Source organism: Vibrio sp. RC2502 (genome assembly GCF_054850435.1).
Window position 1 is genome coordinate 2,642,013 of sequence record NZ_CM141453.1, and the last position, 24,822, is coordinate 2,666,834.

Here is a 24,822-nt window from a genome sequence, read left to right on the forward strand (position 1 = left end):
GTAGATATGGAATATCGTGTTGATCTCGTCGTCCTATCAGAACAAAAGCAAAACTGCCGTTTCGGACTGACTTTCCATAACTTGAGCGATCAAGATCTCCACAATTGGAGCCTGATTTTTGCTTTTGATCGCTACATTCTGCCGGATAGTATTTCGAATGGTCAGCTCAAGCAAATTGGCAGCTACTGCACCCTCAAACCAGAAGGGTTGGTGCTGGCAGCTAACCATCATTTTTACTGCGAGTTCAGTATTGGTTCGAACCCATTCCGTTACTATTCTGATGGATTCAATGAAGCCTTGGTCAACTTTGAAGTCAACGGCAACCTGCAGCGAGCTCAAGTCGATGTCACGCCGATCGTATTAGCTTCACCGTACCGTGAACGTAGTGAGATCCCTTCCAGCTTGACGCATGCACAGCCTTTATTGCCAAAACCAAACCATATAGAAGTCAGCGATCACTGCTTTAGCTTTAATCATCAAGCTGGCGTTGCGGTTTATTCAAACTTAGCCAATTCAGCTAAAGAGTGGTTACTTGAAGAGCTTAAGCGCATTCATCAATTTGAGTTCGCATCAGACAATGGCAGTCAGATCATCTTCAAAGGCAACCCAACCTTGGATGAAGGCGCTTACAAACTGAAGGTAGCAGAAGAGTCGATCAAAATTGAAGCTGGCTCTTCGTCTGGTTTTACCCATGCTTGTGCAACGTTGTTGCAACTGATCAAAGTTGGCGATCAACCAGCCTCAATGGAAGTGGTTTGCTGTTCAATCAAAGACCGACCACGTTTTCGTTACCGCGGTATGATGCTAGATTGTGCTCGCCATTTTCACTCCGTTGAGCAAGTCAAACGTTTGATCAACCAGTTGGCTCACTACAAGTTCAATACATTCCATTGGCACCTTACCGATGATGAAGGTTGGCGAATTGAGATCAAATCATTGCCTCAACTAACCGATATTGGCGCATGGCGTGGGTTGGATGAAACCAATGAGCCACAGTACACGCACCTTGCTGAGCGTTACGGCGGTTTTTACACTCAAGAAGACATCAAAGACGTGGTTGCCTTTGCTTCGAAACGAGGCATCACTGTTATCCCTGAAATCGATGTACCAGGCCACTGCCGAGCTGCCATCAAGTCGTTACCACACCTATTGGTAGAAGCAGAAGATACCACCGAATACCGCAGCATTCAGCATTACAACGACAACGTCATTAACCCAGCTCTGCCGGGGAGCTATGAGTTTATCGATAAAGTGTTGGAAGAAGTCTCCGCGTTGTTCCCTGCCCCTTATGTTCATATCGGTGCGGATGAAGTACCTAACGGCGTATGGTCAAAAAGCCCTGCATGCCAAGCACTAATGGAACAACTGGGTTACAGCGACTACAAAGAGTTACAAGGGCACTTCTTGCGTCATGCCGAAGACAAACTGCGCAAACTTGGCAAGCGCATGCTGGGTTGGGAAGAAGCACAGCATGGCGACAAAGTCAGCAAAGACACAGTGATCTATTCGTGGTTAAGCGAAGAAGCGGCGTTGAACTGCGCGCGCCAAGGTTTCGATGTGGTGCTACAACCTGCGCAAACCACCTACCTAGATATGACCCAAGATTACGCACCAGAAGAACCGGGCGTGGATTGGGCTAACCCGTTGCCGCTAGAAAAAGCTTACAACTATGAACCACTCGCTGAAGTGCCAGCCGACGATCCAATACGTAAACGCATTTGGGGCATTCAAACCGCATTGTGGTGTGAAATCATCAACAACCAGTCTCGTATGGACTACATGGTCTTCCCGCGCTTAACCGCAATGGCAGAAGCATGTTGGACAGACAAACAACACCGAGACTGGACCGACTATTTATCACGTTTGAAAGGACACCTACCGCTGCTTGATTTGCAGGGAGTGAATTACCGTAAACCGTGGAAGTAATACAGAGCTGATGTAGAAGCATCACGCTTGAAGAGTTTTTAAATTTTGGCTGCAGACGCAGCTTTGTAAAAAGGAAAGACACAAATGAAATACGGCTATTTCGATAACGAGAATCGTGAATACGTCATTACTCGCCCTGATGTACCTGCTCCTTGGACCAACTACCTAGGTACAGAAAAATTCTGTACCGTTATCTCGCATAACGCAGGTGGCTATTCGTTCTACAACTCTCCAGAATACAACCGTGTTACTAAGTTCCGTCCAAATGCGACATTCGATCGCCCAGGACACTACGTTTACCTACGTGATGATGAGACGGGAGATTACTGGTCAATCTCTTGGCAACCAGTTGCCAAAAGCCTAGACGAAGCGAACTACGAAGTTCGTCATGGTTTGTCGTACTCTAAATTCAAGTGTGAATATAGCGGCATTAGCGCAACCAAAACGCTCTTTGTACCAAAAGGCGAAGATGCAGAAATTTGGGATGTGGTCATCAAGAACACCTCTGACAAACCGCGTACGATCAGTGCATTCTCATTTGTTGAGTTCTCATTCAGCCACATTCAATCAGATAACCAAAACCACCAGATGTCTCTCTACTCTGCTGGTACGTCATACAACGAAGGTGTGATTGAATACGACCTGTACTACAACACTAACGATTTCGAAGGCTTCTACTACCTAACGTCAACGTTTGATCCAGATTCATACGACGGTCAACGTGATAGCTTCCTAGGTCTATACCGCGACGAAGCAAACCCACTAGCAGTAGAACAAGGTAAGTGTTTTAACACCGCACAAACGTGTTACAACCACTGTGGCTCTCTGCACAAGCAATTTACTATCCAACCAGGTGAAGAAGTTCGCTTTGCTTACATTCTAGGTATCGGTAAAGGCAACGGTGAGCGTCTGCGTGCTAAGTACCAAGACCTTGCCGAAGTCGACAATGCATTTGCTGGCATCAAAGCACACTGGGATGAGCGTTGTGGCAAGTTCCAAGTGAAATCGCCAAACGAAGGCCTAGACACCATGATCAATGCTTGGACGCTATACCAAGCAGAAACATGTGTGGTTTGGTCTCGCTTTGCTTCGTTCATCGAAGTCGGTGGCCGTACTGGTCTTGGTTACCGCGATACCGCGCAAGACGCAATTTCCGTTCCTCACGCGAACCCGAAAATGACTCGTAAGCGCATCGTCGATCTACTGCGTGGTCAAGTAAAAGCGGGTTACGGCCTACACCTATTCGATCCTGATTGGTTCGATCCTGAAAAAGCAGATGTTAAACCATCTAAGTCTCCAACAGTTGTTCCTACTCCGTCCGATGAAGATAAGATCCACGGTATTGAAGACACTTGCTCTGATGATCACCTATGGCTAGTACCAACCATCTGTAAATACGTGATGGAAACCGGTGAGCACAGCTTCTTCGACGAAGTGATTCCTTACGCGGATGGCGGTGATGCAACCGTGTATGACCACATGAAAGCTGCGCTAGACTTCTCAGCTGAATACGTGGGTCAAACGGGCATCTGTAAAGGTCTACGTGCCGACTGGAACGACTGTCTAAACCTAGGTGGCGGCGAGTCTTCAATGGTGTCTTTCCTACACTTCTGGGCGCTACAAGAGTTCATCGACCTTGCAAAATACCTAGGCAAAGAAGCTGACGTTGAGAAATACACCGAGATGGCAGCAAATGTGCGTGAAGCGTGTGAAACACACCTTTGGGACGAAGAAGGCGGCTGGTATATCCGTGGTCTAACGAAAAACGGCGACAAGATTGGTACAGCGCAACAAAAAGAAGGTCGTGTACACCTTGAGTCAAACACTCTTGCGGTGCTGTCTGGTGCGGTATCTCAAGAGCGCGGTGAAAAGGCAATGGACGCAGTCGACGAGAATCTATTCTCTGAATACGGCCTACATCTGAACTCACCATCATTCACAACACCAAATGATGATATCGGCTTTGTAACACGCGTTTACCAAGGCGTAAAAGAAAACGGGGCGATCTTCTCACATCCAAACCCATGGGCTTGGGTTGCTGAAGCAAAATTGGGGCGCGGTGACCGTGCGATGAAGTTCTACGATGCACTCAACCCATACAACCAAAACGACATCATCGAAAAACGTATCGCAGAACCGTACTCCTACGTACAGTTCATTATGGGTCGAGACCACCAAGATCACGGTCGTGCAAACCACCCATGGCTAACTGGCACATCTGGTTGGGCTTACTTCGCAGTGACCAACTTTATCCTTGGTGTGCGCACAGGTTTTGATGGTCTAACTATCGATCCATGTATTCCAACTAACTGGCCTGGATTTGAAGTCACTCGTCAGTGGCTAGGCGCGACTTACAACATCAAAGTTGTTAACCCTGATTCAGTCAGCAAAGGCGTGAAATCTATCACTCTGAACGGCGAAGCTATCACTGGCGCATCAGTACCTGTTCAAGCGGAAGGCTCCGTGAACGAAGTGATCGTAACACTAGGTTAATCGCTTAAAAATGCCCCAATGCACTTTTGCTCTTTAGCTTGTGCATTGGGTTCGCTAGCAAAATTTTAAGGCGCGGTGTATTGCCGCCCTTATTGAGGTTCGAATCATGATCAAATTTGGTACAGGCGGTTGGCGCGCATTCATCGGTGAAGAATTTACTAAAGATAATGTTCGTTTGGTTGCTCAGGCAGTAGCAAACATCACTAACAGAGAATCAGTGGCAGATCGTGGCTTTGTCATTGGCTATGACCGACGTTTTCTATCTGATAAAGCTGGCCGTTGGTTTGCCGAAGTTTTAGCGGCAAATGGCATTGTAGTTAGCTTTATCGATAAGTTTGTTCCAACGCCAATCGTGATGTTCAAAGCAAAAGAGATGGGCTGTGCATACTCAGCGTGCATCACCGCATCGCATAACCCTGCCGATTACAATGGCATCAAAGTCTTCATTGAAGGTGGTCGTGATGCAGATGAAATCATTACCGAGAAAATTGAAACTCAAATTTCTACACTTACCGCACAAGATGTGAAAAGTGTCGATTTTGATCAAGCGGTTGAAGACAAGTTAATTGAAATCATCAACCCGATGAACGAGTTTGTTGATTCAATCATCGACTTTATCGACATTGAAGCAATCAAAAAAGCCAACCTTCGTGTGCTGATTGACCCGATGTTTGGTGTCGCGAAAAACGCACTACAAACCGTCCTAATCAACGGTCGCTGTGAAGTAGACGTGATCAACGACGGAAAAAACCCAGACTTCGGCGGTTTAATGCCTTCTCCAAGTGCTGCGACCCTGTACCGCTTGATGCACCTTGTCGAGCAAGAAGGCTACGACATCGGTATTGGGACTGACGGCGATGCAGACCGTCTTGGTATCATCGATGAGAAAGGCAACTTCATTCATCCAAATGAAGTGCTGATTCTTCTGTATTACTACCTATTGAAATACAAAGGTTGGAAAGGCTCAGTCGTACGTAACATCGCAACAACACACCTATTAGACAAAATCGCCGAAGATCACGGTGAGAAATGTTTTGAGGTTCCAGTTGGCTTCAAACACATCAGCTCGCAAATGGAAGCCGATGACTCACTGATTGGTGGAGAAAGCTCTGGTGGTTTAACTATTCGCGGTCATATCAAAGGTAAAGATGGTGTGTTCGCATCAAGCTTACTGGTTGAAATGATCTCGGTAACGGGCAAAAAGTTGTCTGAACTACTGGATGAAATCTATGGCAAGTACGGCTACGCGTACATGGCAGAAGGTGATTGCAAATTCAAACCAGCGCAAAAAGAAGTCCTATTCAACAAGATATATGTTGAAAAACAACTGCCTGAGTTTGAGTTCGATATTGAAAAAGTCAGCTACGAAGATGGCGCGAAAGTCTACTTCAAGAACGGCGGTTGGATCATCGCGCGCTTCTCTGGTACAGAGCCATTACTACGTATTTTTGCAGAAATGCAAGATAAGGACACTGCGGAACGTGTTCTTCAACAGTTTAAAGACTTCTTGTCTCTATAACTGACCTTGTGCCCGCTTCGAGCACAATGATGAGAGTCGACGCTGTCTGAAAAGGCGCTCATCAACAGGAGAAGAGCACTTGCCCGGCATCACTGCCGGGCTTTTTTGTATCTACAAATCGAGAATGGATTCGTAATCCCGTATGCAGAGACATTAAGCGAACGCTAGCACGCCTTGAGTTTCGATCTTCACAGCAACGCGCTCACCGATATGAAGCGGCTGTGATGCGATAGCCAGTAGACGATCACCATTAGCATCAATCACATAACGACAATGATCACCCATGAAGTGCTGCTCAAGCACAGTGACCGCACTGTCTTCATCCGATTGAATTTGGACATGTTGTGGTCGCAGTAGTAATGAACAAGCAGATTGCATTTGAATCTCTTGCTGCGCACTCGCCTCAACTACACCAATATGAGTTTCGTATTCCGTATCTGAAATGCGCGTTGCGGCTAGGTAGCTACCACCACCTAAGAAGTCTGCAACAAACTTGCTCGAAGGTTGGTAGTAGAGTTCTGAAGCCGTGCCGTATTGCTCAATAACACCGTGGTTCATCACCGCCATCTTGTCGGCAAACGCAAATGCTTCTTCACGACTGTGAGTCACGAAAATCGCTGTAACGCCTTGTGCCTTAAAAATCTTACGGATCTCGCTGATTAACTCGTGACGAACCTGAGTATCAATGTTGGAAAACGGTTCATCCAAAAGCAGTAAATCAGGGCTGTAAGCCAGAGAACGAGCAATCGCAACGCGCTGCTGTTGCCCACCAGAAAGCTGATGTGGATAACGATCGGCGTAACCTTGAAGGTGCACGAGTTCTAGCATTTCATCGACTTTCGCGCGCTTTTCTTGTGCAGATTGATGCTTCAAGCCAAAGGCTATATTTTGCGCAACTGTCAGATGAGGAAATAGTGCATAATCTTGGAAGATCATTCCGATATTGCGCTCTTCTGGCGGCAACCAATTTTCACCATCATCAATCGTCTGACAATTTAAGCTCATTTGACCAGAAGTAAGAGGCAGCAAACCAGCAATCGCTTTCAACAATGTCGTTTTGCCACAACCACTCGCCCCTAAAAGACAAACGATTTGCCCCTGTTCTACTTCAAGCGACAAAGACTCTAAAACAGTTTGAGCATCGTATTGGCAAGTTAGGTTTTTAATTGATAGTGCGCAGCTCATCAGTGATTTTGCTCCAGTGAACGGTTAACAACAACAAGCGGGATCAACCCAACAAGAACCAACAATACAGCAGGCAGAGCTGCCAATTCTAAATGCTCATCCGAGGCAAAGTTATATACGTATGTTGCCAGTGTTTCAAAATTGAATGGACGCAGAAGCAGAGAGGCATTGAGCTCTTTCATCGACTCAATAAACACCAACAATGCCGCAATCAGTGCACCACGTTTTACCAGTGGGAAGTGCACTCGCCACAGCATCGTATTAGGCGTACATCCCATCGTGCGTGACGCCATATCTAACGATGGAGAAATTTTATTTAGATTACTTTCGATACTACCAATCGCAACAGCAGAGAAACGCACCACCATCGCAAAGATCAACGCAAACATTGAGCCTGAGAAAATCAGCCCCGGTCTACCCCATTCCATCGCCTTCGCAATATCGTTTACGCGATAGTCCATAAACAGCACGGCAACCATCACGCCGATCGCCAATACCGTTCCAGGTACTGCGTAGCCCATTGAGGAAAGACGCATAAAAGCAAGGCTTTCACGTTTGCCATTGACTCGGTGGGTAAAGTTAACAATAAGAGCAACAGCCACGCCGATGATCGCAGCAATGACAGACACAACAAGACTGTTCCACGCATACTCACGGAATTCTGGTGTCCAGCTTTGCTCAAAGTAAGTAATTGAGTAATCGATCAACTGAAGTAATGGCAAAATGAACGCCACAGCAACCAGCCCCCAACACCACACCAGTGCCGCCCATTTTTTCCAGCCACTTAACTCGTAACGAAAATCTTCATGGCTGTTAAATTGGCTTTGGAATAGTTTCTGCTTTCTGCGGCTATAGCGTTCTGTACTGAGTAGCAGCACAACAATCAACAGCATAATTGCGGAAATTTTAGCGGCCGCGTTAAGGTTAGAATAACCAAGCCATGTGTCGTAAACCGCTGTCGTTAATGTGTTAACGGCGAAATAGCTGACAGTGCCGAAGTCCCCGATGGTTTCCATCGCCACCAGCGACAAACCCACGGCAATAGAAGGTCGCACCAAAGGCATCGAAATACGCCAAAAGCTCTCCCAAGGTGAGCATTTCAGCAAGCGGGCACTTTGCAGCAGTGAAACATTTTGTTCCATAAACGCCGCGCGGCACAGTAGATACACGTAAGGGTACAACACTAGAGACAGGACAAAGGTCGCCCCCGGTAAGGTTCGAATATCAGGGAACCAATACTCGCCAGGTCCCCACCCGGTGACATCACGCAGGAATATTTGAATTGGGCCAGCAAAGTCGAACCAATCCGTAAATATGTAGCCAATAATGTAACCCGGCATTGCCAATGGCAATACAAGCGCCCACTGTAACCACTTTTCCGTTGGCAACTTACACATTGCCATTAACCAAGCGCTTGGAATACCGAAAATAAGAGACAGGCCCATAACCCCAATCGTTAAGACGACGGTGTTATAGATATAGGTTGGCATCACCGTCGACATCAAATGTGTAAACAGGTTATCCGTTTCACCAATTGCGGTGTAGAAGATCGCTAAGATCGGCAAAACCAGTAACAGAGTTATCGCTCCACTACTGGTTTTCCATAGAGAATGTCTATCTTTCATTGCCTAATTACTGCAAGGCTTTATGAAATACAAATGCTGGTGCAAATACATCTCATATCCTTTAATCAAATGGGGGTATAGTTATACCCCCACAAGGAATTAAAGGTCAAATTTCACTTCATCTAGTAGCTTAATCGCTGCTTCATGGTGAGAAGCGATATCATCTAGAGAAAGCGTGTCTGCTTTAAAGTCGCCCCAAGATTCCACAAGTTCAGAACGCTTAACGCCTTCTTTTACTGGGTACTCGTAGTTCACTTCTGCGTACATCTTCTGAGCGGTTTCGCCAGTCAAGAATTCCATTAGCTTAAGCGCGTTATCTCGGTTTGGAGCGTATTTCGCCATCGCCATACCAGAGATGTTCACGTGCGTGCCTGTTGTTTCTTGATTCGGGAAATTGATGTAAACCGCATCAGCCCAAGCTTTTTGCTCTTTGTCGTTAACCATTTTGCCTAGGTAGTAGCTGTTACCCAAAGAAACATCACATAGACCTTCTTTAATCGCTTTTACTTGTGCACGGTCGTTACCTTGAGGTTTACGAGCAAGGTTCGCTTTTACGCCTTCCAACCATTCTTTCGTTTCTGCTTCGCCGTAGTGAGCGATCATCGAAGAAACAAGAGATACGTTGTATGGGTGCTTGCCGCTGCGAGTACAAATCTTACCTTTGTATTCTGGTTTGGCTAGATCAGCATAGTTAAAGTCCGCACCTAGTTTGCCAACACGGTCGCGAGAAGAGTAAACACTGCGAGTACGTAGCGTAAGTGCAAACCACTCATTCTCTTTGTCTTGGTACTGAGCTGGTACATTTTCTTCAATGATCTTGCTATCAACTTTCTGAACTAGACCTTTGTTTGTCAGTTCTGCTAGACGGCTGATATCAGTAGTCAGGACAACGTCCGCTGGGCTGTATTCGCCTTCCTGAGCTAGTTTCTCTGCTAGACCTTCCTTCGCAAATTTAACGTTTACTTTGATGCCAGTTTCTTTAGTGAACTCGTTGAACATTGGTTCAACTAGAAAAGGTTGACGGTAAGAGTAGACGTTCACTTCTTCAGCTGCCATTGCTGTTGGAGCTAGAGTTGCGCAAGTCAGTGCTGAAAGAGTTAGCAGTTTTTTCATTGTTTAATCCTTTACCATGCTAATGATAACGTTTATCAGTTGCGTTATTATATGTATGTTCAATAAGAAAACAACGACCAAAATAAAAAAACCTGCTCATCGGAGCAGGTTTTTACATACCGAGAATGTAACTATTTATTACAAGGCATATTTACTTCACAGTTACGAATTCAGGGTAAGCACCAACACCACAATCGTGCATGTCCATACCTTCCATTTCTTCCTCTTCCGTAACTCGAATACCAACCGTAGCTTTAAGAATCGCCCAAACCACTAGGCTTGCACCAAATACCCAAGCAAAGATCACTGCGGCACCAAGAAGCTGCGCACCAAACGTTGCTTCACCGTTGCTTAGAGGAACAACCATTAGACCGAAGAAACCACAAACACCGTGAACTGAAATTGCACCTACAGGATCGTCAATCTTCAGTTTATCGAGACCGATGATGCTAAATACCACTAGCGCACCCGATACCGCACCGATTGCTACAGCATACAAAGGTGATGGTGATAGTGGGTCTGCCGTGATAGCTACCAAACCAGCCAGCGCACCGTTAAGGATCATGGTTAAATCTGCTTTACCCCAAGTGGTTTTACACACAAACAATGCAGCAATCGAACCCGCAGCCGCAGCCGCGTTCGTGTTAAGGAAGATTTGACCAACCGCCGTTGCGTTTTCAAAGTCTGAAACCATCAATTGAGAACCGCCATTGAAGCCAAACCAGCCGAACCAAAGAATAAACGTACCCAGTGTTGCTAATGGCATGTTCGAGCCAGGAATTGGGTAGATTTCACCGTTTTTACCGTATTTACCTTTACGAGCACCAAGCAGTAACACGCCAGCGAGCGCCGCAGATGCACCTGCCATATGAACAATACCTGAACCCGCGAAGTCGCTAAAGCCAGCTTCAGATAAGAAGCCACCGCCCCATGTCCAGTAGCCTTCCATTGGGTAAATGAACGCGGTCAAAACAGCTGAGAACAGCAAGAATGACCAAAGCTTCATGCGCTCTGCAACGGCCCCCGAAACAACAGACATCGCTGTTGCAACAAATACCACTTGGAAGAAAAAGTCGGATTCAAGAGAATGGTCTGCGCCTTCACTCTGGGTACCAATCAACCCACCGAACGATGGTAACCAACCGCCTTCTCCGTTATCGACGTACATAATGTTGTAACCAATAACAAGGTAAGTGGTACACGCTATCGCGTACAAACAAAAGTTTTTGGTTAGAATCTCAGTTGTGTTCTTAGAACGCACTAGACCCGCTTCTAACATGGCAAAACCTGCTGCCATCCACATTACCAACGCACCGGAAATGAGGAAGAAAAAGGTGTCGAGTGCGTAACGTAACTCGGTTACTGTTGTTGCTAATTCCATAATAGTGTCTCCAATCCCTTGAATACTTAAAGTGCTTCTGCGTCCATTTCACCCGTACGGATGCGCACCGCTTGGTTCAGGTCGTACACAAAAATCTTACCGTCGCCAATTTTTCCGGTCTGCGCCGCTTTTGTGATCGCCTCTACAACGCGATCAACATTGTCTGCATGTGTCGCAATTTCTATTTTGACCTTCGGTAGAAAGTCCACTTGGTACTCCGCACCGCGGTACAACTCAGTGTGGCCCTTCTGGCGACCAAAGCCTTTCACCTCTGATACTGTCATCCCTTCGATACCGACATCAGCCAATGCTTCGCGAACATCGTCTAACTTAAACGGCTTAATAATGGCGTTGATTATTTTCATGCAATTCTCTCCGAAGCTTTCATCCTGAAACACTTCTAATAATCCAATCTACGTGCCAAGTTTTTAAGTTATTGAATTAAATGTACTTATAGTAATTTACAGGTTTATAAACAAAAAAGGCGCACCGATATGGTGCGCCTTTTTCACAAATATAAAGCAATCCCGATGGGATTACCCAAAACTGTGCATTAAATGTTCAAAAAGTCTTTCCATTGATCAATCAGTGCAACAAAGTCTTCAATGCCGCAGCTTGCTGTACTCTCTGCATCATAGAAATCGAACTCACTGTCCATCTCTACATCGTAATCGTGCGATAGAGCGTTCTCCTGCACCAGAACTTCATCCCCTTGAATCATCAAGCTGATCTCAGTGCCTGTTAAAGTATGCTCTTGAGAAGGAAGAGAAAACGCCTTATCAATTAAAGCTTCTACTTGAGCAATCTTCGCTGGATCTTTCCCGATTTCTTCTTGTAACCAGCGCCCTACGATCTCATGCCCCATGCTGCATTTTACGTAGTACTCGCCCATCAACGTATTACGGATGAATTCAAATTCCATCGAGGTTGCCTTTTCGTATCAATTTGGTGCGGAGTATAACGAATTACGTCCATAAAAAAAGCACCTCAAGTGAGGTGCTTTTCGTCTTTTAGCTTTGCTTATGCCGGCTCTTGGAAGATAACTTCATCAGCTTTCTTGGTGTACTGTTCCATTTTATGGAAGTTCAAGTAGCGGTAAGTATCTGTTGCCGTAGCGTCGATTTGCTTCGCGTATTCTAGGTATTCTTCTTTGGTTGGAATCTTACCTAGGATTGCACCTACTGCCGCTAACTCCGCAGAAGATAGGTAAACATTCGCGCCAGTACCTAGACGGTTCGGGAAGTTACGCGTAGACGTAGACATGACTGTCGATTTGTCAGCAACGCGTGCTTGGTTGCCCATACATAGTGAACATCCTGGAGTTTCAATACGAACCCCTGCACGTCCGAAGATGCCGTAGTAGCCTTCTTCTGTCAGTTGGTCTTTATCCATCTTCGTTGGTGGCGCTACCCAAAGGCGCGTCGCTAACTGACCATTGAATTTATCAAGCAATTTACCTGCAGCACGGAAGTGACCAATGTTCGTCATACAAGAACCGATGAACACTTCATCAATCGCAGTGCCTTGTACTTCAGATAGCAAACGAGCATCATCTGGATCGTTTGGTGCACACAGTACTGGCTCATGGATTTCGGCCATGTCGATTTCAATCACATGCGCGTATTCCGCATCTGAGTCCGCTGACATCAATTCAGGTTTCGCCAACCACTCTTCCATCGCAGTGATACGACGCTCGATTGTACGGCGGTCACCGTAGCCTTCCGAGATCATCCACTTAAGCATCACGATGTTCGAGTTTAGGTACTCTTCGATTGATTCTTGAGATAACTTAACGGTACAACCCGCAGCAGAACGCTCAGCTGATGCATCAGACAGTTCGAATGCTTGCTCAACCGTTAGTGTTTCTAGACCTTCAATCTCAAGGATACGGCCAGAGAATTCATTCACTTTACCGGCTTTTTCAACAGTCAGTAGACCTTGTTGAATCGCGTAGTAAGGGATGGCATGAACTAGGTCACGAAGTGTGATACCCGGTTGCATCTTGCCTTTAAAGCGAACCAAAATTGATTCAGGCATATCCAATGGCATAACGCCTGTTGCCGCTGCGAATGCAACCAGACCAGAACCAGCTGGGAATGAAATACCTAGCGGGAAACGAGTATGCGAGTCGCCACCAGTACCGACAGTATCTGGCAGTAGCATACGGTTTAGCCACGAGTGGATAATGCCATCGCCTGGACGTAGAGAAACACCGCCACGGTTCATGATGAAATCAGGAAGTGTATGGTGAGTATTCACGTCAACTGGTTTAGGGTACGCAGATGTGTGACAGAACGACTGCATAACTAGGTCTGCTGAGAAGCCAAGACACGCAAGGTCTTTAAGCTCATCACGCGTCATAGGACCCGTTGTATCTTGAGAACCTACAGTTGTCATCTTAGGCTCACAGTAAGTGCCCGGACGAACACCTGCTACACCACATGCTTTACCAACCATTTTCTGTGCGAGCGTGTAACCCTTGCCAGAATCAGCAACTTCACCAGGTTTACGGAATACATCAGAAGACTCAAGACCTAGAGCTTGGCGCGCTTTATCTGTTAAACCACGACCGATGATCAGTGGGATACGACCGCCAGCACGTACTTCATCAATCAGCACGTCTGTTTTTAGAGAAAACTCAGCAAGTACTTCACCTGTTTCGTGGTTACATACTTTGCCTTCGTATGGGTAAACGTCGATAACGTCACCCATATTCAACTTTGTTACATCAACTTCGATAGGCAGCGCGCCCGCATCTTCCATTGTGTTGAAGAAGATAGGTGCAATTTTACCGCCAAGCACGTAACCACCAGCGCGTTTGTTAGGTACGTAAGGGATATCATCGCCCATGAACCATAGCACTGAGTTAGTTGCAGATTTACGAGAAGAACCAGTACCAACAACATCACCAACATACACTAGCTGGTGACCTTTTGATTTTAGCTCTTCGATTTGTTTGATTGGACCGATGGTGCCTGGCTGGTCAGGGTTAATACCCTCACGTTCGTTTTTCAGCATCGCAAGCGCGTGTACTGGAATATCAGGGCGAGACCATGCATCAGGAGCTGGAGAAAGATCATCCGTGTTCGTTTCACCTGTCACTTTAAAGACAGTCAGCGTGATTTTTTCTTCAAGCTTAGGCTTAGATAGGAACCATTCAGCATCCGCCCAAGATTGAAGCACTTTTTGTGCATGAGCATTGCCTGCTTTTGCTTTCTCTTCTACATCATAGAAAGCATCAAACATCAGTAGCGTATGAGACAGAGCTTTCACAGCGATTTCAGCCAAGGCTTCATCGTCTAGTAGCTCAACTAACGGTGCAATGTTGTAACCGCCTTGCATTGTACCCAGTAGCTCAGCCGCTTTTTCTCGGCTTACAAGCGGTGAAGACACTTCACCTTTTGCTACTGCAGTCAGGAAACCAGCTTTAACATAAGCAGCTTCATCTACACCTGGTGGAATACGGTTTTCTAGTAGGTCAAGAATGAACTCTTCTTCACCTTGCGGGGGATTTTTCAGAAGTTCTACAAGTCCAGCAACTTGCTCTGCGTCTAGCGGTTTAGGAACAACTCCTTCGGCAGCACGCTCTTCGACGTGTTTACGGTAGGCTTCAAGCACGACTTTTTCCTCTCATTGCGGTTCCTCCTCTATTATTACTATTGTTAAAGTAAAGGAGTGAACATCCTTGGAAACTTGGCTCTCCATTGCCCTTGTTTTCATTCAATTCTGATTGAGAAACAGCGCCGTAGAGGCCAAACTGTGGGCAAAAGAATAGCAAATTTAACCTTAAATTAAAATCTTATCATTTTGACCAACATAGCAACTTACGACTAAAGTCCTGCTAATTTTGACCAAATATGCCAAGGTTTTGCTTTCTACAACCCGATTATTTAAACGACGTTCCTACGATCAAATACACAGCTTCCATATCCTGCTCCGTACGACCGTATGCCAACATAATAGGTCCAATTGGCGAGTCCACACCAAAGAAAATTGATGCGGCGTTATACAATGGTGCTTCATTCAATTTCAGATCGTTGTCTGACCATGTACCGCCATGTTCTAGCGACGCGCCTACATAAACTGGCGCTTCAAACAATCCAAAATCATTGTCGAACCATTTGTAGCGATATACCAAACTGCTGAAGAATAAGTTTTGCCCAATCAAGCTGTTTCTCGGTATGCCTGACAAATGCAAAAAGCCCCCTAACTCACGAGGGTCCAGCGTTATCGACGAGTTTTTACTTTGCACAAAGCTGTATTCTGCTTGTCCGACTAAAGTATGACGCTGATAGCTCATTGCCCCCTTAAATCGAGCGTCAATTTCATACACTGTATCTTCCACAATATCTTTAGGCTTGGACTGACCTATCTCTTCAGGGCTGGTATCGTGAGAAACCAAATATTCTAGGTCGACCAACAAACCTCGCGTAGGAAAAGCAAAATCATCGAGGGTGTCTAAGCGGTAATTGGCAAACAAGCCTCTTCGCTCAAAATCTAGATTGCCTACAGACGCCAATGTCGATAACTCAATGCTACCCGAAGAGTATCGACCGCCCAATCTCAACTCTTGCCACAACGTAGGCTGAATGCCAATCGCTATCTCGGAAACAAACTCGGTATAAGACACTGGCAAAAAATCGTTCACCGAACTTAAACTCGAGTCATCATCACTGACTGGCAAGTTTCGCCCTTCACTGCTGTACGCCACCTTACCAGCAACAAAAAACTCTTGGCTCGACAGGACCGGAGAATACAGCTCCGCCTCAATGAGCTTATCTGTGCCCATCTCAACGTTGAGTGCCATTTCAGCACCGTGAGAGTTTAAGTTGGTAAAGTTAGTCGACATCCCTATGCCGTATTGGCTGTCGGTATCAAAGTCATCTTCAAGGAAGAAACGGAAGTTGAGGTAGTTTGGGCCCCAAGATTTTTCGTTAACGTCAAACACCAATAAATTCGAACCATCGACTTCTTCAAAGTGATAAGTAATTAACTCAAATCGGTCCAATGCATAGAGGTTTTCTACCGCTTTTTCGATTTCAGCCGTTTCGATTTTACGGCCAGTTTCCAGTTCCAAACGGTTGGTCAACAAAACATCGCTATAGTGGGTATTGTTTACAATCACAATCTCATCCACTACGCGATCGTCACCATAAACGAGCTTTTTGCGAACTTCCTGCTTATGGTCGATGTACTTTTGATACTCCGCGTTTGATAAACGCAGTCCCGCTAGCTTCGACTTCATTTCTTTGGTGATGTCATAACCAGATTGAAAAGCCCAAGGCATTTTGTCGAACTCAACGGTTTCCATTTGGCCGACATTGGGACGAATGTAAACATCGTGTTCTTGCAGGGTTTCGACTTGCTGCTGGGTACTGCGACGCACCAGATAGTTGGAGAGTTGGTCTGCAACGGTAAACAGCCCAGTAAAATCATCTTCGGTTTTGTAGTCGGTACTGATGTCTACCGCGATAACCACATCCGCGCCCATCGCACGCGCAACATCCACTGGCATGTTGTTGACCACGCCACCATCAACAAGCATGTGGCCATTTAACTTATACGGAGGGAGTGCGCCGGGTACAGACATACTGGCCATCATGGCATCAACTAAGTAACCGTTGCCGATCACCACTTCGTCCAGTTCTAAAATATCTGTCGCGACGGAACGGTAAGGAATGGCAAGCTCATCAAAGGACTCAAAACGTCCGAGGTTACCTGTGGTCTCGCGCAACACACGCAACATGTTTTGCCCTTGAACCACACCAGTTGGTGCACGAACTTCGCCGAACCGTAAACCAAGATCGGTCGTGATTTGATAGCGGTCTTCATATTCTTTGTCACGAACACGACGCTGACTGCGATCGACGCGATCACGATAACCACTGTTCCAATCAACAGAATAGATAAAACTTTCGATTTCATCGGCGCTCATGCCTGTCGCGTACAAACCGCCAACATAAGCTCCCATGCTTGTCCCTGTGATGATATCGACAGGAATGTGCATTTCTTCTAGCGCCTTGAGTACACCAATGTGGGCAGCGCCTTTTGCGCCGCCACCAGCGAGAACAACCGCGACTTTAGGACGAGTCGGAGTATCCTCATTTTTGACTTGAGCAACAGAAGGAGTGGCTATCAAAAACAAACTTACCCACAACGCGAAATAGCGCGACATCGGGCTTGATGACAGCGTTTTGAACATCCACTTCTTCCTTTACTGAATACTTGATCACTAATATGTACTAAGAATTGACCAGTGAAACAAGTCCATGTTGTTGATTTGGAGATCCTACCAATCAAACAAACTATTCAACCAGTTAGATTTTTTCTCACACTGTTGTTTGATTTGACCCGTTTTATCCCATACTGGAAGTTTGTAATCGCTGCGACAATTCATCTCTAAACCACCGTTGGAGGTCGGTTTAAAGCCAAGCGTCGTCACTTCTTTAGGCCAAGGCAGCTCCAAACGCTCAGGAATTCGCTGCGCCAAGTATTCCGCGTAAACACGCAATGCACCGCTTGACCCCGTAAGGTTGATTGGCTTGTTGTCATCACGGCCTAGCCAAATGGTCGTCACTTCACGACCATCAATCCCGACAAACCAGCTATCACGAGTATCGTTACTGGTGCCCGTTTTACCCGCCAACGCAGCCCAAGCGAATTGGCTTTGAAGGTAGCGGCCCGTACCTTGTGCGACACCTTGTTTCATCGCGTAAGTCGTTAGCCAAGCCGCTTGTTCATCAACCGCGCGAGAGGAGCGAGGCAACGATTGATAAAGCACGTTACCGTCCATATCGATGACGGAACGAAGCGCGGTCAACTTAGCACGTTTACCCGAGTTAGTCAGTGTTTGGTACATTTGCGCCACTTCAAATGGCGTCAATGAAAACGAGCCCAAGAACATAGAAGGCACAGGACGAATCTCATCTTTGTTGACGCCTAAGCGTTCAAGTGTGCCAGATACTTCAGGAATACCAAGCTCCATCCCCAACCTTACCGTTGGTACATTCAATGACTTCGCAAGCGCAAGGTAAAGTGGCACATCACCACGATATTTACGGTCGTAGTTACGCGGAGTCCATACCGAGCCTTTGCTACCTTTCAAACTTAGAGGGGTGTCGTGCAGCGTCGTCCCCAAATTGTATTTGTCTGGCTGTTCAAGCGCGGTCAGGTAAATTGCCGGCTTGACCAACGAACCAATTGGACGACTAGCATTAAGCGCACGGTTAAAGCCTTCATAACCCACGCGTTTACCACCAACCATGGCACGAATTTCACCACTGTGGCGATCAACAGCCACGGCAGCAGCTTCGAGTTCTTTACCGCCTCGCTTCGCTAAATCCGGTATTTTCTTCGCGATCGCCTGCTCCATTTTACTTTGGGAGACAGGATCAAGAGACGTAAACACGCGCAGACCAGTTTCAGCCTTGAAGCGATCACCGACCTTCTCTTTCAGCTCGATATTCAATTGCTGGAAGTATGCAGGCTGACGGCTCGCAATACGTGGTTTGCTTTGTGTATCAAGAGGTCGACTCACAGCTTGTTCATATTGCTGCGATGTGAGCATGTTTTGTTGCATCAGCAATCGAAGCACCAAGTCTCGACGCTCTTTGGTGCGCTCAGGATAGCGAACAGGATTGTAGTACGACGGTCCTTTCACCATGCCCACCAGCATCGCAAGTTGATCAATTCGCAACTCTTGGATTGGCTGCCCAAAGTAGTAGCGTGATGCTAAGCCAAAACCGTGGATCGCTTCGCCGCCACTTTGACCCAAATACACTTCATTGAGGTAGGCTTCTAAAATGCGGTCTTTGCTGTAACGGTAATCAAGAATAAGCGCAATATAAGCTTCGCGCACCTTACGCCACAGCGTTTTATCACGGGTTAGAAATAAGTTTTTCGCTAGCTGCTGCGTTAAGGTACTGCCACCTTGAACGGTGCGACCCGCTTTGATGTTCGCCACTAAAGCACGGGCAATAGCCAATGGTGAAACACCATCATGCTGATAGAAGTCTCGGTCTTCTGTCGCCAACAAGGCATCAACTAAAATTTCAGGGAATTGGTCACGACGTAAGAACAGACGTTGCTCATCACGATCTTTTTCAAGCATCCCCAGCATCTTTGGCTCAAGGCGCAAGTAGCCTAGATCGCCTTTTGACTCTAAAGATTGAATACGCTGTAAACCGCTGTCTGAGAAATGCAGCATGACGTGGCGATCCGGTTCTGGGCCATCAGCAAATTCAAAAGGACGGCGAATCAGTTCAACGCGAGTCGAAGAAGAAGAATACTCACCAGGGTAACGAGGCTGACTTACCTTGCGGTAGTTCAGTACATCTAATTCGTTGCGAAGCTCTTGAATGGTAATATTTTCACCTGGATTGAGGTTCAAAATGCGCGCGTACACAACGGTAGGCAATTCGAATAGCTGCCCATCAAAGCGTTCTTTAACCACACTATCTAGGTAAATACCAACAAACAGCAACACCGCGGCAAGAGCAACGCCGGCTTTCCAGCTGAAAGACCACAACACTTTGAGCCAAGAACGTTTCTCGTTGGTTGGCTTTTTACTCGGCGTGCGACGAGGGCGTTTTGTGGTGCCTTTGCTGGTTGTACTTTTCTTCGCAGGCGCTTTCTTAGCGCTTGGCTTCTTACTGTCAGTCATTATTCAATTGTCTTTTCGTTTTCGTTGTCGCTACGTGGTTTGCCGGGTCATCTGGCCAAACGTGTTTTGGGTAGCGCCCTTTCATCTCTTTTTGAACGTCTTTGTAGCTTCCATTCCAGAAAGCCGCCAAGTCTGACGTCACTTGCAGTGGACGTTGTGCGGGAGAAAGTAGTTCAAGCACCAAACGCTTGCGGCCAATGGCCACCGTTGGCGACGTACTTTCCCCAAACACTTCTTGCATTCGCACTGACAATACGGGCTCATGCCCATGTTGATAGCGAATGCGCTTTTTAGTCCCAGTCGGTAACTGATAATGTTCTGGCAACCATTCATCCAAGTGTTGATTGAGTGGCCAGCCTAATCGAGCATTAAGCGCTTCGACCAAGTTTATCTTGCTCAGATCTTTCACCGAAGCGACCGACGTCATGTACGGTTCTAACCATTCTTCTAATGAATCCAACAAACTGGCTTCATCAAACATTGGCCATGCTTGCTCAGGTAACCAATCCACCGCACAGCGAATACGTTCAAGCAGGCTTTCCGCTGCCGGCGTCCAGTTTAGACTGCTTAAGCCCTGACGGCGGACATAAGTGAGTAAAGCTTGTGTCATTTTTTCTTTACCCGGATTAGGTAATGACACCCTTTCAATCACCAATTGACCGAGTTTTCGTTGTTTCTCGGCCACTAAACGCCCTTTCTTTTCATCCCAATCCACTACTTCTTTAGTAGAAAATAGCGAATCAAAAGTCGTTTGCAATATATTGACGTCCAATTCACACGCTAAATGTATTTGGCTCGAATTGGAATGAGACCGCATCAGATCAATCGCGACCAAGTACTCACAGCCGCCTAACATATCGTCAGGACGACATTCTGCACCATGACCATTCGCTAGTGCAAAGCGACCAAATTGATTGGCGCGTTGCTGAGCGATCCTGTCGAGAAACGCCAAGCTCAACACCAACGGTAATGCATCTTCATCCACTTCTCTAAGGCTAAACGTGGTATCGAGTTTATGCGCAAGAGATTGTGCGCGCTTCAATAACAACGATTTTTTCGGATGAGAACCGGACAACCAACGATGCAAGCTATGTGCGATATTCGTTACATTACGCTCTGGCTCTTCAATTAGGGCGACCGCCGCCAAAGCGACGTTTACCATCTTATCGCTGTGGAATTGCGATTTAATTAACATCGCTGCCGCGCGAGGTTCTACCCCCAAGTCATGAGCCTGCTTTCCTTCCGCAGTCAGTTGTCCTTGCTCGGTAATAAGCCCTAATGAAAACAACAACTGCTTAGCTTGTTGCAGCGCGGCAGCAGAAGGAATATCGAGCCATTTTAGCTCATGAATATCGGTCGTCCCCCAAAACGCCAGCTCCATTACCAAGCTCGCAAGATCGGAATGCAAAATCTCAGGTTGTGGCACTTGTGGCTGTTGCTTGAGTTGGCTTTCTGAATAGAGGCGAACGCAAATCCCCTCTTCAATTCGCCCAGCACGACCAGCTCGCTGGATGGCTGACGATTGAGCTATACGCGTTTGCTCCAATCGTGTAAGGCCATTTTTCAAGTCAAAACGCGCAACGCGCTCCAAACCAGAATCCACCACAAGGCGAATGCCTTCAATTGTCAGAGAGGTTTCCGCAATGTTGGTTGCCAATACGACTTTGCGCTTACCTTTTTCTGCAGGAGAGATGGCTTTCTGTTGCTCAGTAAAGCTCAACTGACCATACAACGGGCATACTTCAACATCGTCCGGTAAGTGCGATAAACGCCCTTGCACTTGCTTAATGGCCGCCACACCGGGAAGAAACGCAAGCAGAGAGCCTGACTCTTTATTCATCAAACTCTCTATATTTTTTGCCATTACCGTTGAAAGATGATCGTTGGCAGTAAGCGGAACATAGCGAGTTTCCACAGCAAAGCTGCGCCCTTCTGATTCAATATAACAAGCTTCCGGCAGTAAAGATTGCAACGCTTCTTGATCCAACGTTGCCGACATCACCACCAGCTTAAGATCGTCTCGCAATGCTTCTTGAACTTCCAAGCTAAGCGCCAAAGCCGTATCGGCATGAATACTGCGCTCATGGAACTCATCAAAAATCAGCAAATCGACGCCATCTAGCTCAGGGTCATTTTGGATCATGCGAGTCATGACTCCTTCAGTCACAATTTCTAACTGAGTAGAAGCACTTACCTTTGTCTCGCCACGAACGCGATACCCAACTCGCTGGCCAACTTGCTCGCCAAGTTGCTCGGCCAAATATCTCGCGATATTGCGCGCGGCTAATCGTCTTGGTTCAAGCATGATGACTTTCCCAGTCACCACTTGGTTCTGGATAAGTTGTAAAGGGAAGTACGTCGATTTACCCGCACCAGGCGCGGCTTTTAAAATAACCTGATGTTGATGTTTGACCGCCGTAAGTAGCTGGGGCATCACGGCTTCAATCGGCAATTGTGACAAAGGAAATACCTTGTGGTGTAATGGTGGCAACATTGTACATAAAAACATTCCCGTCTAAATAAGCAAATGCAATTCAAACCCGCTTTAGAGTCAGCCACTCTACTTAAACGCTACAAACGCTTCCTTGCTGATATCGAATTTGATAATGGTGAGCTGCGCACCATCCACTGTGCGAACACCGGTGCGATGACAGGTTGCGCGACACCCGGTAATAAAGTTTGGTTTTCAACGTCCGACAACCCAAAACGCAAATACCCCAACAGCTGGGAGCTAAGTGAAACCGCGCAAGGGCATCGTATTTGTATCAATACTGCCCGCGCCAACCAATTAGCCGTTGAGGCTATTGAAAATAATGTCATTTCAGAGCTTTGCGGATATGACACACTTCAAACTGAAGTGAAATATGGCAATGAAAATAGTCGAATTGATATCTTGCTCAGCGCAAGCGACAAGCCAAAGTGCTATATAGAAGTGAAAAGCGTCACTCTTCTTGATGAGACAGGCTCTGCTGGACAAGGATACTTCCCAGATGCCGTCACGACTCGTGGTCAAAAGCACCTGAGAGAGCTCACAGAAATGGCACAAAATGGAAGTAGAGCCATACTTTTATTCACTGTTTTACATTCAGGTATTGAAAAAGTATCCGCGGCACACCATATAGACGCGAAATATTCACTATTACTCAAACAAGCACAAGACGCCGGAGTAGAAGTTCTCTGCTATAAAGCCGAACTGAGCAATACTGAAATGAAGCTAATTTCCGCTATTGATTTTATCAATTAAGAGAAAAAATGATGTCGTCTTCACATTGACGACAACTTTGCGATTCAGTGTTTGCTTGCACCGCCTCTTTTTGCTATAGATACCCGCCTTAAATTGACTGCGTAGCAGTTGACTAGGTGTAAGTAGGAGATGCTGTATGCCAGAAGCAAAGAAGAAAACGATCGGCATCCTAGCCATTGCCGGCGTGGAGCCATATCAGGAGAAGCCTGGTGAAGAATACATGTCACCAGCGCAGGTTGAACACTTTACGAAAATCTTAACAGCTTGGCGTGACCAACTACGAGCTGAAGTAGATCGTACCGTTCACCACATGCAGGACGAAGCAGCAAACTTCCCAGATCCAGTTGACCGCGCCTCTCAAGAGGAAGAGTTCAGCCTAGAACTGCGTAATCGTGACCGTGAGCGCCGTTTGATCAAGAAGATTGAAAAAACATTAGACAAAATCAAAGAAGATGATTTTGGTTTCTGTGAGTCTTGTGGCGTTGAGATTGGCGTTCGTCGCCTTGAAGCACGTCCAACTGCAGACCTTTGTATTGACTGTAAAACACTTGCAGAAATCAAAGAGAAGCAGATGCAAGGTTAATCACCACGCATTTGATTACTGAAGGGAGCTAAGGCTCCCTTTTTGTTTTGGCTAATATCAGTCACGTAAGCGCTCAGAACCACAAACACTCACCGCAGGCAAAACGTTATTGCCACTTCGTGTTTACAAAACCTAGCTGAAGCGTTACTTACGATGACTAAACTGTACATCTAATAAATTCGAGATACACCCATGGCACGCTACGTAGGTCGATTTGCCCCATCCCCTTCTGGCCCATTACACTTTGGCTCATTGATTGCTGCGCTTGGCAGTTATTTTCAAGCCAAAGCAAACAACGGAATTTGGTTAGTACGCATTGAAGATCTTGATCCACCAAGAGAAATGCCCGGCGCTTCGCAACTGATTCTAGAAGCGCTTAAAGCTTACCAGTTGCATTGGGATGGAGAAGTGGTGTATCAAAGCGAGCGTCATGACCTTTACCAAGCACAGATCGACGCTTGGCTCGACAACGGTGACGCCTATTATTGCCAATGCACTCGCAAGCAAATTAAAGAGCACGGTGGCTTTTATCCGGGAACTTGCCGAGATAAAAACTTGAAAGAAGGCGCGATTCGCCTAAAAATGACCAAACCCGTCGCCCGCTTCCTCGATCAGAAACATGGAATGATTGAGATTCCAGAGCAATTGGTTAATGAAGATTTCATTATTAAACGTCGAGATGGATTATTTGCTTATAATCTTGCGGTAGTATTGGACGACATCGACCAAGGGGTTACTGAAGTGGTTCGAGGTGCAGACCTGATTGAACCAACAGGACGCCAAATCAGTTTGTACCAAATCCTTGGACAACCTGAAGTTAGCTACTTGCATTTACCATTGGCGATGGATGACAACGGCAACAAATTGTCGAAACAAAATCACGCGACAGCTATTGATATCGAAAACCCTAAGCCAGCTTTATTGCATGCCATGACGTTTTTAGGCTTTGATGTGCCTGAAGAAATAAAAGCCGCCAGCATGAACGAAATTCTTCGTTGGGGCTGCGAAAATTGGCGCTTAGAACAACTGCCATCAGAGATCGAGATCACACCGCGATTCTCAAATGGCACTGTGTAGGCTATCATTAGCCG

Annotated in this window: 16 protein-coding genes; 6 read left to right on the forward strand and 10 right to left on the reverse strand. The window is 46.4% G+C overall.

Translation table 11 applies throughout. The features are described 5' to 3' along the window. The first annotated feature begins 6 nt into the window (after positions 1-6). The 3 genes from ACYJZR_RS12245 (at position 7) to ACYJZR_RS12255 (ending at position 5,938) form a co-directional block, all read left to right on the forward strand. A complete protein-coding gene (locus ACYJZR_RS12245) occupies positions 7-1,926 on the forward strand; it encodes a beta-N-acetylhexosaminidase (protein ID WP_005494033.1) in 1,920 nt (639 codons plus the stop codon). Positions 1,927-2,010: 84 nt separating this feature from the next. Next, a complete protein-coding gene (locus tag ACYJZR_RS12250) occupies positions 2,011-4,419 on the forward strand; it encodes a GH36-type glycosyl hydrolase domain-containing protein (RefSeq protein WP_069540773.1) in 2,409 nt (802 codons plus the stop codon). Between the two features lie 106 nt (positions 4,420-4,525). After that, positions 4,526-5,938, forward strand: a complete 1,413-nt coding sequence (locus ACYJZR_RS12255) for a phosphoglucomutase/phosphomannomutase family protein (RefSeq protein ID WP_005488437.1) — start codon at positions 4,526-4,528, stop codon at positions 5,936-5,938. A gap of 153 nt (positions 5,939-6,091) precedes the next feature. Here ACYJZR_RS12255 and ACYJZR_RS12260 read toward each other — a convergent pair whose 3' ends face one another. From ACYJZR_RS12260 to hrpB, 10 genes are all read right to left on the reverse strand, one after another. Then, complete coding sequence (locus tag ACYJZR_RS12260) at positions 6,092-7,123, reverse strand: ABC transporter ATP-binding protein (RefSeq protein ID WP_005461276.1); 1,032 nt, start codon at positions 7,121-7,123, stop codon at positions 6,092-6,094. After that, on the reverse strand, positions 7,123-8,748 hold the full coding sequence (locus ACYJZR_RS12265) for an ABC transporter permease (protein WP_005461269.1): 1,626 nt from the start codon (positions 8,746-8,748) through the stop codon (positions 7,123-7,125). Before ACYJZR_RS12265 ends, ACYJZR_RS12260 begins: the two co-directional genes overlap by 1 nt. A gap of 99 nt (positions 8,749-8,847) precedes the next feature. After that, positions 8,848-9,861, reverse strand: a complete 1,014-nt coding sequence (locus ACYJZR_RS12270; RefSeq protein ID WP_005479089.1) for a Fe(3+) ABC transporter substrate-binding protein — start codon at positions 9,859-9,861, stop codon at positions 8,848-8,850. A gap of 151 nt (positions 9,862-10,012) precedes the next feature. Continuing rightward, positions 10,013-11,242, reverse strand: a complete 1,230-nt coding sequence (locus tag ACYJZR_RS12275; RefSeq protein WP_069494401.1) for an ammonium transporter — start codon at positions 11,240-11,242, stop codon at positions 10,013-10,015. A gap of 26 nt (positions 11,243-11,268) precedes the next feature. Further along, positions 11,269-11,607: a P-II family nitrogen regulator gene (locus ACYJZR_RS12280; RefSeq protein WP_005386570.1), complete on the reverse strand. Its 339-nt coding sequence runs from the start codon at positions 11,605-11,607 to the stop codon at positions 11,269-11,271. A 188-nt stretch (positions 11,608-11,795) separates the two neighbouring features. Then, positions 11,796-12,164 (reverse strand): YacL family protein, encoded by a 369-nt coding sequence (locus tag ACYJZR_RS12285; protein ID WP_025541514.1) that lies wholly within the window; start codon positions 12,162-12,164, stop codon positions 11,796-11,798. Between the two features lie 98 nt (positions 12,165-12,262). Beyond that, complete coding sequence (acnB, locus tag ACYJZR_RS12290; protein ID WP_005480203.1) at positions 12,263-14,860, reverse strand: bifunctional aconitate hydratase 2/2-methylisocitrate dehydratase; 2,598 nt, start codon at positions 14,858-14,860, stop codon at positions 12,263-12,265. A 268-nt stretch (positions 14,861-15,128) separates the two neighbouring features. After that, a complete protein-coding gene (locus ACYJZR_RS12295; protein ID WP_406966124.1) occupies positions 15,129-17,444 on the reverse strand; it encodes a patatin-like phospholipase family protein in 2,316 nt (771 codons plus the stop codon). An 87-nt stretch (positions 17,445-17,531) separates the two neighbouring features. Next, positions 17,532-19,904 (reverse strand): penicillin-binding protein 1B, encoded by a 2,373-nt coding sequence (mrcB, locus tag ACYJZR_RS12300; RefSeq protein ID WP_025500566.1) that lies wholly within the window; start codon positions 19,902-19,904, stop codon positions 17,532-17,534. Continuing rightward, positions 19,897-22,365 carry an ATP-dependent helicase HrpB gene (hrpB, locus tag ACYJZR_RS12305; RefSeq protein WP_274000868.1) on the reverse strand — a complete coding sequence of 823 codons (2,469 nt, stop codon included), beginning with the start codon at positions 22,363-22,365 and terminating at the stop codon, positions 19,897-19,899. The genes mrcB and hrpB overlap by 8 nt, the downstream gene beginning before the upstream one ends. A 66-nt stretch (positions 22,366-22,431) precedes the next feature. Between hrpB and sfsA the strand changes: the two genes are divergently transcribed. The 3 genes from sfsA to gluQRS all read left to right on the forward strand — a co-directional run bounded on the left by sfsA (position 22,432) and on the right by gluQRS (position 24,808). Then, positions 22,432-23,148, forward strand: coding sequence for a DNA/RNA nuclease SfsA (gene sfsA / locus ACYJZR_RS12310; protein ID WP_017447689.1), 717 nt, complete (start codon positions 22,432-22,434; stop codon positions 23,146-23,148). A gap of 136 nt (positions 23,149-23,284) precedes the next feature. Beyond that, entirely contained in the window at positions 23,285-23,731 is a 447-nt protein-coding gene (dksA, locus tag ACYJZR_RS12315; RefSeq protein ID WP_005490361.1) for an RNA polymerase-binding protein DksA, read from the forward strand. Between the two features lie 192 nt (positions 23,732-23,923). Next, positions 23,924-24,808, forward strand: a complete 885-nt coding sequence (gene gluQRS, locus ACYJZR_RS12320) for a tRNA glutamyl-Q(34) synthetase GluQRS (protein WP_021450009.1) — start codon at positions 23,924-23,926, stop codon at positions 24,806-24,808. Positions 24,809-24,822 lie beyond the last annotated feature (14 nt).

Coding starts and splice junctions, on each gene's coding strand:
- ACYJZR_RS12245 (WP_005494033.1), top strand. CDS start 7: ATGGAATATCGTGTTGATCTCGTCGTCCTATCAGAACAAAAGCAAAAC.
- ACYJZR_RS12250 (WP_069540773.1), top strand. CDS start 2,011: ATGAAATACGGCTATTTCGATAACGAGAATCGTGAATACGTCATTACT.
- ACYJZR_RS12255 (WP_005488437.1), top strand. CDS start 4,526: ATGATCAAATTTGGTACAGGCGGTTGGCGCGCATTCATCGGTGAAGAA.
- ACYJZR_RS12260 (WP_005461276.1), bottom strand. CDS start 7,123: ATGAGCTGCGCACTATCAATTAAAAACCTAACTTGCCAATACGATGCT.
- ACYJZR_RS12265 (WP_005461269.1), bottom strand. CDS start 8,748: ATGAAAGATAGACATTCTCTATGGAAAACCAGTAGTGGAGCGATAACT.
- ACYJZR_RS12270 (WP_005479089.1), bottom strand. CDS start 9,861: ATGAAAAAACTGCTAACTCTTTCAGCACTGACTTGCGCAACTCTAGCT.
- ACYJZR_RS12275 (WP_069494401.1), bottom strand. CDS start 11,242: ATGGAATTAGCAACAACAGTAACCGAGTTACGTTACGCACTCGACACC.
- ACYJZR_RS12280 (WP_005386570.1), bottom strand. CDS start 11,607: ATGAAAATAATCAACGCCATTATTAAGCCGTTTAAGTTAGACGATGTT.
- ACYJZR_RS12285 (WP_025541514.1), bottom strand. CDS start 12,164: ATGGAATTTGAATTCATCCGTAATACGTTGATGGGCGAGTACTACGTA.
- ACYJZR_RS12295 (WP_406966124.1), bottom strand. CDS start 17,444: ATGTTCAAAACGCTGTCATCAAGCCCGATGTCGCGCTATTTCGCGTTG.
- mrcB (WP_025500566.1), bottom strand. CDS start 19,904: ATGACTGACAGTAAGAAGCCAAGCGCTAAGAAAGCGCCTGCGAAGAAA.
- sfsA (WP_017447689.1), top strand. CDS start 22,432: ATGCAATTCAAACCCGCTTTAGAGTCAGCCACTCTACTTAAACGCTAC.
- dksA (WP_005490361.1), top strand. CDS start 23,285: ATGCCAGAAGCAAAGAAGAAAACGATCGGCATCCTAGCCATTGCCGGC.
- gluQRS (WP_021450009.1), top strand. CDS start 23,924: ATGGCACGCTACGTAGGTCGATTTGCCCCATCCCCTTCTGGCCCATTA.